The organism is Staphylococcus sp. 11262D007BW, assembly GCF_053547815.1.
In genome coordinates this window covers 791,177-804,418 of the sequence record NZ_JBPWPJ010000001.1, presented here as the reverse complement: position 1 = coordinate 804,418, position 13,242 = coordinate 791,177, and the positions used below count along the sequence as shown (strand labels likewise).

13 protein-coding genes are annotated in these 13,242 nt (G+C 32.0%); 3 read left to right on the top strand and 10 right to left on the bottom strand.

Annotated features, from left to right (window positions below; all coding sequences use genetic code 11):
• Positions 1 to 232: 232 nt before the first annotated feature.
• Complete coding sequence (locus ACEE93_RS03895) at positions 233 to 1,873, bottom strand: BCCT family transporter (RefSeq protein WP_449154983.1); 1,641 nt, start codon at positions 1,871 to 1,873, stop codon at positions 233 to 235.
• Positions 1,874 to 2,184: 311 nt separating this feature from the next.
• Here ACEE93_RS03895 and mscL point away from each other — a divergent pair, with 311 nt between their 5' ends.
• Complete coding sequence (gene mscL / locus ACEE93_RS03890) at positions 2,185 to 2,541, top strand: large conductance mechanosensitive channel protein MscL (protein ID WP_449154982.1); 357 nt, start codon at positions 2,185 to 2,187, stop codon at positions 2,539 to 2,541.
• Positions 2,542 to 2,608: 67 nt separating this feature from the next.
• Here mscL and sbcC read toward each other — a convergent pair whose 3' ends face one another.
• From sbcC to sosA, 7 genes are all read right to left on the bottom strand, one after another.
• On the bottom strand, positions 2,609 to 5,650 hold the full coding sequence (gene sbcC, locus ACEE93_RS03885; RefSeq protein ID WP_449154981.1) for an exonuclease subunit SbcC: 3,042 nt from the start codon (positions 5,648 to 5,650) through the stop codon (positions 2,609 to 2,611).
• Positions 5,651 to 6,766, bottom strand: coding sequence for an exonuclease subunit SbcD (sbcD, locus tag ACEE93_RS03880; RefSeq protein WP_449154980.1), 1,116 nt, complete (start codon positions 6,764 to 6,766; stop codon positions 5,651 to 5,653).
• A gap of 146 nt (positions 6,767 to 6,912) precedes the next feature.
• Positions 6,913 to 7,377, bottom strand: coding sequence for a CcdC family protein (locus ACEE93_RS03875; RefSeq protein ID WP_449154979.1), 465 nt, complete (start codon positions 7,375 to 7,377; stop codon positions 6,913 to 6,915).
• A gap of 179 nt (positions 7,378 to 7,556) precedes the next feature.
• Positions 7,557 to 7,796: a YneF family protein gene (locus tag ACEE93_RS03870; RefSeq protein ID WP_262603389.1), complete on the bottom strand. Its 240-nt coding sequence runs from the start codon at positions 7,794 to 7,796 to the stop codon at positions 7,557 to 7,559.
• A 142-nt stretch (positions 7,797 to 7,938) separates the two neighbouring features.
• Complete coding sequence (tkt, locus tag ACEE93_RS03865) at positions 7,939 to 9,927, bottom strand: transketolase (RefSeq protein WP_449154978.1); 1,989 nt, start codon at positions 9,925 to 9,927, stop codon at positions 7,939 to 7,941.
• A 103-nt stretch (positions 9,928 to 10,030) separates the two neighbouring features.
• A complete protein-coding gene (locus ACEE93_RS03860) occupies positions 10,031 to 10,267 on the bottom strand; it encodes a DUF896 domain-containing protein (protein WP_449154977.1) in 237 nt (78 codons plus the stop codon).
• A gap of 82 nt (positions 10,268 to 10,349) precedes the next feature.
• On the bottom strand, positions 10,350 to 10,583 hold the full coding sequence (gene sosA / locus ACEE93_RS03855; RefSeq protein WP_449154976.1) for a DNA damage-induced cell division inhibitor SosA: 234 nt from the start codon (positions 10,581 to 10,583) through the stop codon (positions 10,350 to 10,352).
• 139 nt (positions 10,584 to 10,722) lie between these two features.
• On the opposite strand from sosA, the gene lexA reads away from it, so the two are divergent.
• Positions 10,723 to 11,346 carry a transcriptional repressor LexA gene (lexA, locus tag ACEE93_RS03850; protein ID WP_449154975.1) on the top strand — a complete coding sequence of 208 codons (624 nt, stop codon included), beginning with the start codon at positions 10,723 to 10,725 and terminating at the stop codon, positions 11,344 to 11,346.
• 75 nt (positions 11,347 to 11,421) lie between these two features.
• On the opposite strand, the gene ACEE93_RS03845 is transcribed toward lexA, so the two are convergent.
• Both ACEE93_RS03845 and rpsN read right to left on the bottom strand, forming a co-directional pair.
• Positions 11,422 to 12,378, bottom strand: coding sequence for a CAP domain-containing protein (locus tag ACEE93_RS03845; protein WP_449156403.1), 957 nt, complete (start codon positions 12,376 to 12,378; stop codon positions 11,422 to 11,424).
• 224 nt (positions 12,379 to 12,602) lie between these two features.
• Positions 12,603 to 12,872, bottom strand: coding sequence for a 30S ribosomal protein S14 (gene rpsN, locus ACEE93_RS03840; RefSeq protein ID WP_449154973.1), 270 nt, complete (start codon positions 12,870 to 12,872; stop codon positions 12,603 to 12,605).
• Between the two features lie 165 nt (positions 12,873 to 13,037).
• On the opposite strand from rpsN, the gene rpmG reads away from it, so the two are divergent.
• Positions 13,038 to 13,187 (top strand): 50S ribosomal protein L33, encoded by a 150-nt coding sequence (gene rpmG / locus ACEE93_RS03835; RefSeq protein WP_281183756.1) that lies wholly within the window; start codon positions 13,038 to 13,040, stop codon positions 13,185 to 13,187.
• Positions 13,188 to 13,242: the final 55 nt, after the last annotated feature.

Genomic DNA, 13,242 nt, shown 5'->3' with positions numbered 1-13,242 from the left:
ATGCCTTTATATTAATTGTATTATTAACATGTGATTAATACAACTGAATAGAAGAGAAAATAGGCACTTTACAGTTTCAAGTTTATAATTAGTAACTATAAGTAAAAGTAATCACTAACTTGAAGTGTAATAAGTATATTTTATTAATTGAGAATGATTTTCAGTCAGTCATTTACGCTCTTAAGTTAAACATAAAAAAACCTAGGACATGATTGCCCTAGGTTAAAAAACTTTATTTTTCTTCATCTCTTAAAGGTTTACGTTTTGAAATTAATTCATCTTCGTAATCCCCTTGAGAATTTGCGATATATTCTTTTAATCGATGTTTATTTGGCGTTAAAGTAAGTCCTAAGAATTTCCGTTCTTTATTCGCATCTTTATAGAAACTAATCATCATCATTATGACGACAATAGAGAACGGTAACGCACTAATAATGGCCGCACTTTGAAGTGCATTTAAACCTTCTGCACTATCTCCGCCACCTGATAATAATAATACGAATGCGATAAGAGATTGTGCAATACCCCAAGTTACTTTAATAAATGAGCTTGGGTAAAGTGATCCTCTAGTTGTTTGCATACCTAATACGAATGTTGCTGAGTCGGCTGATGTAATAAAGAATGATGCAATCAGTAATAATGCAACAAGAGATAATACCATACCCATTGGCATTTCATTAAATACACCAAAGAGTTGTGTTTCAGCAGTCATATCGAAAATTTGTTCATGTTTTTTAGCTGTTTCGATACCAAGTACACCGAACACACTAAACCATAAGAAACTTACAATAACAGGTACTAATAATACGCCAGAAATAAACTCTCGAATTGATCTACCTTTAGAAACGCGGGCGATAAATACACCTACGAATGGACTCCAGCTCATCCACCAGCCCCAATAATAAAGGGTCCAATCTGTCATCCATTCACGTTTACTTGGATTAGTAGCGGCAGCATCAAAACTGTTAAATAAGAACGTATTTAATAAGCTACCTGTAGAGCTTGTAAACATATCTAAAATTAATACAGTCGGTCCAACAATAAGAGCAGCAATTAATAAAATGGTACCTAAACCAATATTTGTATTACTTAAATATTGAATACCCTTACTTAGACCTGACCAAGCACTAAGAATAAATAGTATTGTTACAACAACAATAATTGTAGCTTGTGTCACGATTGTATTTGGAATACCGAATAAGTATTCTAAACCACCAGCAATTTGTAACGCTCCCATTCCTAGTGAAACCGCAACACCAATAACAGTAGCGAACACGGCTAAAACATCAATGATTGTTCCTACTACACCATCAACATGGTCTCCAAGGATAGGTCTTAATGTTTTAGAAATTAAACCAGGTTCGCCTTTTCTAAATTGAGAATAAGCTAATGCTAATGCAACGACACCATAAACTGCCCATGCATGGAAGCCCCAATGGAAAAATGTAGAACGTAATGATTCAGTAAAGGCCTCCGTTGTTTGAGGTTCAGCATTTGGTGGTGCTGCAAAGTGTGAAATTGGTTCAGCAGCGCCATAGAAAACTAAACCAATACCCATACCAGCACTAAATAACATAGCAAACCATGAAATAGTGTTGAATTCGGGTTTATCATTTGGTCTTCCTAATTTTAACTTACCGATTGGACTGAAAATTAGAAAAACACAGAAGAACACAATGATTGTGGTCAAGATAAGATAGTACCAACCTAATTTATCCGTTATCCACAATTTGATAATGTTCGTGAATTCTCCAAATTGAGACGGGAAAAACACACCAATAGCAACAATTATAGCTACGATAATTGCGCTAATCACAAACACCGGTGAAAACTTCTTACCATTTGGCTCTGGGGTCGAAGTATTCGTACTCATAACATACTCCCTTTCTTCTATTAAATTTTCAAATTCCATACTTTTAATTTCTAAATGAAAATAACTTCAATCACCAATTAAAAGTACAATCGTCATTTATACGATAACAAAATATTATAAGTTAATCAACGACCTAATTTTAGCGCCACCTTAAAACACAAAAAACAGAACAGTAAAATATATACTTTGAAAAAACTCGATTTCACTATATATTTAAAAAGGAATTTAAATTTTAAAATTCTGTTTGTCCTCTATCGATTTTGTTATATAATAAGTATACTTCAATGAAAATAAACTAGAGGAGCGTTTCAATGTTACAAGAATTTAAAGATTTTGCACTAAGAGGAAATGTATTAGAATTAGCTATAGCTGTAGTAATGGGGGCGGCTTTCAATAAGATCGTAACATCTTTAGTTGAAAACATAATTATGCCGCTGATTGGACTATTATTTGGAGAAGTTGATTTTGCAGAAAATTGGTCTATGTTTGGTATTAAATATGGTCTTTTTATTCAATCAATTATCGACTTTATCATTATAGCGTTCGCACTCTTTATTTTTGTCAAAATTGCTAATACAGTGATTAAACCAACAGAACCTGAAGAAGAAATTGATGAACAAACCGAATTATTAACTGAAATTCGAGATATACTTCGTGAAAAACAATAATCATATATTAGAACTTCCCGCTGTATCATTATTTTTTAATGATGCAGCGGGAAGTTCTTTTATACATTTAAATGATTTCACCATCATTATTTAATCTCGTATAACTTTGATAATTTGTTGAATGCACTTCTAAAACAACCGGGATACGTTCTTTTAACTCTGAGACATGTGAAATAATACCGACAAGTCTACCACTGGATTGTAATTGAATTAGTGTTTCTATAGCTGTTTCTAATGTTTCCTGATCAAGTGTACCAAAGCCTTCATCTATGAACATCGCATCTAGCGAAATACCTCCTTGTTCTCTTTGAACAATTTCACACAATCCTAAGGCTAATGCTAAAGACGCTTGAAACGTTTCCCCACCAGATAAAGAAGCAATATGACGGGATTGATTGGAGTAATAATCAAATACTTCAATCTCTAATCCACTGAAACCTCTTCCTTTTGACACTTTACGATGTAATTCGTAACGCTGACCAGTCATCATCAATAAATGTTTATTAGCTTCAATCAAAATACGTTCTAGATAATAAATTAATACATAGTTTTCCAACGTTAAATTTTGACTATTTTTGCCGGATAATACATTTGCTAAATTGACCATTTCCAAGTGATTATTTATCGTGTTTTCAAGATGATTAATTAAGTCTTCAATCTTTTTAAGCGTTATTTTATTTTCATTAACTTGAAAATCCACTTGATTAAATTGTTTAACCGCTTCATCATATGTCGTTTTATACTTATTTTTTTCGTTTATCAAAGCTTCTAAATCTTGAGCTTCAATACTATTTAAAACAGCTTCTTCATTTTTTAGACTTGCTTTAGTCATTTGTAATTTTTGATAATAATCTTCTATTGTATTTTTAAATTTTTCTTCTTGATCTACATTTTTATTGATCTCTAAAAGTGCTTCAACATTATTGATATCTAATTTAGCAAGCTCTGACTCTAATTCTTTTTCTAACGAAGTTATTTTTTGTTGTAGTGCTTGAGACTGCTCTTTATTATGCTGTAATTGCATTTCATGTTTGGTCATTGCTTCTTGGTGTTTTTGGTGTTCTTGCTTCAAGTTTTGTACTTTCTTTTCAAAATTTTCAATTTGATGTTCATTAGATTCAAATTGATTTTTAAATTCCTTAATTGTTTCAAAACCTGTAGATTCATTAAAAGCAGTAATTAATTCCTTATGGTGATTTAATTTTTCTTCTTTAATTGTTTTTGTTTGCTTGGCCTCACTGATTTCTTTTTCTAATGTTGATATTTTTTCGTTTAAAGCCTCTATTTGTGTTAATGATGCTTGTATTGTTTTTATTTTATCTTTTTTATGCTTAATCGCTTGTTCTAATGATTCAATGCGGTCATTTTGATTCACATAATTTTTTACTTCTTCAATTTGTTTTGTGAGGAGTTGGATTTGAGAACGTTTTTCTACTAAACGTTCTTTTAAATCAGTCTTTTGGGTTAATAAGCGTTCATTTTCGTCGTTTAATGCTTTTAATTCTTCAAAATGTTGATCTTTCGGTAAATGTGTAACCACTTCCCCACATACAGGACATGATTCGTTTTCCTTTAAATGCTGTCGTAATTGAACAATAGCTTCTTCATTAGAAATCATAACTGTCTCATTATGACTAAATTGATGAAATGCTTCTTCTACTTCTTTGAGTTGTTCACTTATGTCGTTATACTCGTTATTAAGCGCCTCTAGACGTGCTTCATTTTCACACCGTTGCTCATAATATTTTTGATGATCTTTAGCTTCGTTTAAAGAAGACTGCATTTCGAATAAATCTTGTTGTAAAACATTCACAGTTTGATAATCTGGTTCATCCTGCCCTTTTTCTTCCTTTAGTTCCTTCAATTTACTTTTATTTTCATTAATGTCTTGCGTTAAATTTTCAAGTGCCTCAGACAAATCTTTAATAGAGGTATACTTTTCCTTTAACATCGATATATTTTGATAGTAATAGAGTGTTTGTTGATTATATGATTGAAGCTGTTGAACCTCTTCTTGTTGTGTCATTAGTGAGTCATATTGTTGTTGTGTTTCGTGTAGATTTTGTTTATCAACCTTTAATTTTTCTTCTATAGCATCAATCATTTCTTCCTGTTCTTTTTGATTTGCATATTCCTTTCGAACATCCGCATGCAATCGTAACGCGAGTTTACTTTTATTAAAAAGATGCAGTTGTTTTTCATAAAAATCAATATCTTCTTTCTGGGATTCTAATTCAGTTAAAGAATCCTTTAATTGATTATATTTTTGTGCGCTTGTTTCACGTTTTTCTTGCATTAATATCTCGTTTTGTAAATGATCTACAGTCTTTTCTAGATCAATTTTACGTTGATTTAAAAGTGAGACTTGTTCATTTCCGATTTCCTCAAATTTTGGCAAATGCGCTAACACATTTTTATATTGAATAGCAGGAAGTTGTTTAGCGTCATTTAATAGTTCATTGTCAAATGTATATAATTCTTGCCATAAACTATCTACCTTAGTATTTTGAATATCAATTTCTTTTTTGACGGATTCTGTTTGAGCCACTAACTTATTTTTTAATGTATCGTAAAGTTGGGTGTTAAATAATGTGCGTAAAATAGTTTGTTTTTCAGTACTATTTGAAAATAGAAATGTTTTAAATTCTCCTTGAGGCAAAATAAATAATTGTCTAAACTGATGTTGTTTTAACCCTAATAACTCTAATAAGTATTTTTCTCCTGCATTAATTTTGCTTTCCTCTAATACAAATTGTTCGCCATCAAATTGATAAATTTCTAATTCTGGTTTGGTTTCATTTTTATTACCGGGTTTTAAATAAGACGCTTTTCTAATGACTTTATATCGATGGTTTTTTATTTCAAATTCAAATTCAACAGTAAGTGGTTCACTTGCCTCAGCAAAATGGCTTCTTAATTGCTTTACTTCTCTTTTTTCAGTTGAAGCTCTACCATATAAAGCATAGACAATACTATCAAAAATCATCGTTTTTCCGGAACCCGTCTTACCACTAATTAAAAAAAGTTGGTTCGCTTGAATAGCTGTAAAATCAATCTTTTCATTTAAAAATGGTCCAAAATTTTGTAAATGTAAAGAGATTGGTCTCATTTAAAATTCCTCCATCTCATTCATAATTGTATGGATTTGTTTTCTTTGATTTTCAGTTAAATCCGTCATTTGTATCTCGTTATAAAATCGTTCAACAATATCAATGGGTTCCATTTTTTTTACATTAATACCTTTATTTATACTTTCGCTTCTTTGAATATTTACTGGGGTTAATGACAACGTATTAGGATACAACTGTTTAATTTTTGTCATTGGATCGACAACATGTTCCATGTCTTTTAATTTGAAATAGAAGTATTGATCGTCGCTCGTTCTATCAAAATCTCCATTCATAATATCAGTAAAACGACCTTCAACTTCTTGAAGTTTTCGCTTTGGCGTTAAGGTTTTAAAATATTGTCTAATCGTGCCTTTATCAATTTCAAATATTCTATACCCTTTTGCTTGATTAGCCTCTGAAAAGGAATATTGTAATAACGATCCACTATAAAAAATATGATTTGAGGTAAATGCAAAAGGATGATGAATATGTCCTAATAGACAAGCATGAAAGATATCCAATTCTAATGGTGAGACAGCCTCTATTGTACCTATCGTAATGTCCCGTTCCGAATCACTCTTAGGTGCTCCATTTATTGTAAAATGGGCAATTAAAAGATTTATTTTTTGAGTATCAATTTGTGGTTTAATACGGTCCATAAGCATTGAAATTGCTTGTTCATAAGTTTTTATAGGTTGATCCAAAAAGGCTCGCGCTTCCGCTAAAGTAAAAAATGGCAGAGTATAAATATCAACTTCTCCAAAAGATAAAGGATTAAAAAATTCATTTAACTCTGTATGTATATGGAGATTATTTTGAGTAAACCATGAAGAACCATAACTTAATCGACGTTTACCATCATGATTTCCACTAATCATTACCACAGGAAGGTTTAATTCTAAATTTAGTGTCGCTATGGTATCTTCCATTAAATGTACTGTTTCTTTATTTGGATAAGAAGTATCATAGATATCTCCTGCAACCACCACTAGGTCTGGTTTCTCACACTTAATGTCATTAACAAATTGCTCCAATATGTATTTTTGATCTTCTAAAAATGAATGACCATTTAATATTTTTCCTAAATGCCAATCGGCTGTATGAATAATCTTCATTATGTCCCCTCCTAAACAGAACATACGTTCTCTTATAGTGTAAGATATTTTTGTAAGAACCTCAAGTTATTTTAATAGATAAAAAGATTGGTACCTAAGTTTTAAAAATACGTTCAAACTTAGAATACCAACCTCTTCTAATATACCTATATTAATTGTTTCTTTAATTTTTTATATCTTAATAACATAGCAATTCTCCATGGTACAAGCATACTGAATGCTAATAAGAAAAACATTCCTGCAAGTTGACCAGGATCTATCGAGTTACTAATAAACACTTTTAAAACTGTTCGAATAACTAATAAACTAATCAGTACAATTGGAAATGCTTTAGATTTTTTTAAATAAATTTGATTTCCATGTATTTCGAAGTGTGATGTAACAATAAGCACACTTGAAAATAGAACACCGACCACGACTGATTCTAATATTTCAGACCCCGTTAACCTAAAATAAGGCACAACATACATCAATGCTCCAGTTGCCATAAAAAATGGAGGTAAGATGATTTTCTTCTCGTTGACAGGGTATTTCTGAGCTTTCATCCTTACGACAATGACGCCAGCTCCCATTACAAATGCAATCAGAATTGATAATACTAAATACGTCAATTTAAACCTCCTACTATAACCGATAAAGAACACCATCTAGTATATCATATTCTTAAAGAATACATCATAAATTGGAATAACAATTTATAAAAGAATTGAGTGTTATCAGTAAAAATAAAAGCAAGGGTTTGTGAAACTTAACGTTCGTTAAACCCTTGCTTTCAATAACGATAAGAATATTACATTTTTTTATCCATGTTTTTATTCATCATCGTCATCATTTGATTAATTTTCTTTTGTGATGGTTTTTGTCCCATTTGCATCATCATCATTCTAAGCATCTCTTCATTAATTGGTGGGTTCTTTTTTAAATAATCCATCATATATTTACGGGCTAAGAAGAATCCACCAACTAACCCAATGATTAGTGCAATCACAATTAATAATATTGCCAACCATGTAGCCATAGTTTCACCCACTTTCTATGTCCTTTTGCATTTTACTAAAATTATTTCACTATTTCAAGGTAATCTAATAGTAAATATGCTTTTAAATAGAACAGAGGTTAAGATATAAAGTGTGTATACTCTAGAAAACCGATTCACGGTCTCTCAAAAGTCATTATAGTTCTGCAATTTGTTTGAGTATATCTTCTTTAGTGAAACCATATTTTTCAACTACTAAATCACCAGGCGCACTTGCACCATAACGGTCGATACCGATAACCAGACCGTTCATTCCTACATATTTATGCCATCCTAATGAAGCACCCATTTCGATAGCAACACGTTTTTCAACATTTGGTAATAGAATAGCGTCTTTGTACTCTTTTGATTGTGCTTCAAATGCGTTCCAGTTTGGCATAGATACAACACGTACGCCTTTACCTTCTGATTCTAATGATTTAGCAACTTCCACAGATAAACTTACTTCTGAACCTGTTGCAAATAGAATATAGTCTATATCACTATTTGATTCGTAAACAACATAAGCTCCTTTACGAACCCCTTCTTCAACTTTTGACTCCTCAACATCAAGAACTGGAAGACCTTGGCGTGTTAATACGAGTGCTGTTGGTGTACCATTTGATTCTAATGCGATCTTCCAAGCTACACGTGTTTCATTACCATCTGCTGGTCGAATGACATTTAAGTTTGGAATTGCTCTTAGTCCTGCAAGTTGTTCAATTGGTTCATGTGTTGGACCATCTTCACCAACTGCAATAGAATCATGTGTAAACACAAATGAAGAACGTAATCCCATAATAGCTGCTAAGCGTAATGCAGGTTTTAAATAGTCACTGAACACAAAGAACGTAGCAGCATATGGGTGTAATCCACCATGCGCAGCCATACCATTCACAGCAGCAGCCATAGCAAATTCTCTTACACCAAACCAAATGTTTTTACCACTGCCCTCTTCAGCAGAAAAGTCAAGTGCCTCTTTAACATTTGATTTGTTAGATGATGCTAAATCAGCTGATCCACCAAAGAATGAAGGAACTGATTGATTAATTGATTGAATAATCTCACCTGAATCAGCTCTTGTTGCTGCTTTATGATCTTTATCAAATAATGGTAATTGTTTTTCATATCCTTCAGGCAATTCGCCAGCTAATGCTAATTTAAATTCTTTCGCAAGCTCTGGATATTGCTGAGTATACTTTTCAAGATCAGCTTTCCATTGTGCTTCGTGTTCATCTGCACGTTTAATCATCGTTTCTTTAAAAATATCGTATACTTCACTATCAACGTGGAAATGTTTTGAATCATCCAGTTCATAGTTTGCGAATGTTAATTTTCTTTCATCTTCTCCTAATGGTGCACCGTGAGAGCTATTACTATTTGATTTATTAGGTGAACCATAACCTATAATTGTTTTAACTTCTATAATTGTTGGCCCATTTTGTGATTTCGCTTCTGTGATAGCTTGATCAATCGCTTCAATATCATTTCCATCTTTAACTAAGATATGATTCCAACCATATGCTTCAAAGCGTTGTTGAATATTCTCAGAGAAAGACTTGCTTGTTTCACCATCTAATGAAATGTCGTTTGAATCGTATAATGCAATTAATTTATCTAGTTTTAGATGACCTGCTAATGAAGCCGCTTCATGAGAAATACCTTCCATTAAGTCTCCATCTGACGCCAATACATACGTATAATGGTCAACCACTGAAATATCATCTTTATTAAATTTCGCAGCAAGATGTTTTTCAGCCATTGCCATACCTACAGACATAGCAAACCCTTGCCCTAGTGGACCAGTTGTGATTTCAACACCTTGCGTATGTTTATACTCTGGGTGTCCTGGTGTCTTAGAGTCCCATTGTCTAAATTGTTTTAACTCTTCCATATCTAAACTACCAGATACATGGAGTAAACTATATAAAAGCGCTGAACCATGACCAGCAGATAATACAAATCGATCTCTATTGAAATAATCATCTGATTTTGGATTGAAATTTAAATGGCGTGTCCATAATGTATATGCCATTGGAGCTGCACCCATCGGTAAACCAGGGTGTCCTGAATTCGCTTTTTCGATTGCATCAATACTTAATCCTCGAATTGTATTGATTGCTTTCATATCTTTATTAACTGTCATTTTAAAGACTTCCTTTCCTTGGAACTTTACATACCTCTATTATAACTGATAACTCAATGTAAAGCTTAATAGAATACTATTATATTAAAGATTTTTATTTATATTAGCTACGTTTATTATTTAAACGTTGTATTTCTTTAACTTTTTCCGGTGTAACATCATTACCCTCCGGATCAATTACTTTAGTATTTTCTATTTGGTCTTTAAAACTTTTTCTAAATGTTTCTAAATATTCGCTTCTTAATTTTGATTGTTCTTTTGCCTCTTCTTCAGTTAACCCTTGAGTTTTCTTTTTATTCGCCAATTCATTGATACGTGATAATTTTTCTTGACTCAACATAATTGGTTACCTCCATCAAATTTTCTTCTCAAAATATAACAGAAAAAATTGATAAAACCAAACGCTTAAACTCAATGGCTTATTATGGTTGAACTGAAACCGCCTTACTTGACTGATTATCTAACTCACTATGTTCGTATGTGGTATGTTGCAATATATACTTTTGATTTAATTGATGGTCTGTCATTTCGTACGTTTGTTCGTAATTTTGGTTATAGTTTGTTATTGTGATAAACGTTAAAAACAAGATAATAGAACACAAAAAGACTATTGTATATAAATAAACTTCTAATGATATTGATTTAATATAACTCATTTCTAAACCTCCGGAACATTTGTTTGTATAGATAATTTATCAGAACAGATGTTCTATGTCAATACCGAACGAACAAACGTTTGTTAGCGTTCGTATAATATGATATAATTGTGTTAAATTCACAGAAGGAGTGCAAAAAATGAAAGAACTTACAAAAAGACAAGAAGAAATTTTTAATTTTATTAAGCAGATTGTGCAAGCTAAAGGCTATCCACCAAGTGTTCGTGAAATTGGTGAAGCGGTCGGTTTAGCATCAAGCTCTACAGTCCATGGTCATTTATCTCGTTTAGAAGAAAAAGGGTACATCAAACGTGACCCAACTAAACCGCGTGCTATTGAGATCGTAAGTGACCTTATGGAGGAACCTATTAACATGGAAGAAACGGTTTATGTTCCCGTAATTGGTAAGGTTACAGCTGGTGCACCGATTACTGCAGTTGAAAATGTTGAAGAATATTATCCATTACCTGAGCATTTCACTTCTACTCATAATGGCCAAATTTTCATTCTCAATGTTGTTGGGGATAGTATGATTGAAGCAGGTATTTTAGATGGGGATAGAGTGATTGTACGTAGTCAGGCTTTTGCCGAAAATGGTGATATTATCGTTGCAATGACAGAGGAAGAAGAAGCCACAGTAAAACGCTTTTATAAAGAAAAAAATCGTTATAGATTACAACCTGAAAATAGCACACTTTCACCTATTTACCTAAATCAAGTTACAGTTTTAGGTAAGGTTATTGGTTTATTTAGAGAATTTTAATCGTTTTAACGCACTCCTTAAAAAAAGAGGCACAGAGCTCAATTGCTCTGTGCCTTTTTCAATTAATTCATAGTGTTAATTTGTATATAATTCTGTCCAATATGGTTGGTTTCTAGAATTAAAATCTACACCCACACCTAATGTATGAACATCTTTATTTAAAATATTCTTTCTGTGTCCTAATGAATTCATCAAACCGTGATGCGCATAAATACCACTGACTTGACCATAAGCTAAATTTTCTGCAGCTACTCGGTAACTGATTCCATCATCTTTAAGACGGTCAAAAGGAGATTTACCCTCTAAATTAGTATGATCAAAATAATGATTTTCTGCCATATCCTTACTATGTTTTCTAGCAGTTGTTGTTGTCTGATCATTATATTCTAATGGAGTTAATCCTTTTTGCACACGTGTCGCATTAATAAGATAAAAATCTTCAAGTTCAAAACTTTGCGCAAGACTTTTTGAAGGTGATGCATATTGTTGTTTCAATCGATTTTCTAACGTTTCACTAATTAACATCATACCTGTTACTTGATTATTTTCATGTTGATCATAAAAAACTGTAGTGTAGATATTATCATTGTTAAACACATCATATTCATTGTTGTTTTGTTGAAACACAATATTTCCTTTTTTAATTTCAGTTAACGGCTCTCCTAATTGATCACGAACTGATGCTTTAGGTGAATTATACTTTAATCCATTTTTTGATGTTATAATATTTTGATTGGTATAAAGTCCATTAACTTTATCATTAATATAACTTACCATCACAAAATTACGATAACGATCATGATACACATACCACTTAGTGCCATATTCATTATCTATACTATCTTTTGGCTTGCCAAGTATCTCTTCAGCCTCTTTTTTATCCATATTCATCTGCACATTACCAAATGCAAATGATTGTTCTTCAGGTGTTTTCAATTCTTGCCCTTGTGCTTTACCATCGATAAGTTGGTCAATTTTTTCATTGATCGGCTGTGTTAGTTCACTTAGCGTTGAAGACGGACGTATCGGCATAACAAGCATCAAAACAATTCCAATGATAACAAAAATGAAAAACTTTTTAATTGTCTTCACCCTACTTTTACAATGCTACCATTATAAAATAAAAATAACGTAAGCATGTTAGATTAATATTTCACATTAAATAATCGTTGTTTAAGGTTCTCACGATTTACGCTTATGAAATACTTAAAATACATGTTACAGCTTTTTAGAATATTAATAAAGAAAGATACTGCTTACCAGCTAGATTTTTTGACACCAGGTATTTGTCCTTTATGTGCATGTTCTCTAAAAGCGATACGTGACATTTCAAATTTTCTCATGACACCACGTGGACGTCCTGTTACTTTGCATCTACGTGTTAATCGTGTAGGCGAAGCATCTCTTGGTAATTTTTTTAACGCTTCATAGTCACCTTTTTCTTTTAATTCACGTCGCAATGCTGCATATTTTTTTACCATTTCTTCACGTTTTTGTTCTTTGACAACTTTAGATTTTTTTGCCATTTATTCCACTCCTAAATCGTAATTATTACGCTTTGAATCATAACACATCTACTCGCTGTGTATCAAGAATTACTTTTTCCCTTACGAAAAGATTGGCAAATAAACAAAGTCGTGGTAAAATATTAAAACGTAATTATTCTAATTTAACATAAAGGAGGGATTGTCATGCGCGTTAATATTACTTTAGCATGCACAGAATGTGGCGATCGTAACTACATTACTACTAAAAATAAACGTACAAATCCAGAACGTATTGAAATGATGAAGTATTGTCCAAGATTAAATAAACACACACTTCATAGAGAAACAAAATAATAAGTATCCTATTATTTTAAAAGCCTCAAAAATACGACAAAAAGCAATGTTTCTA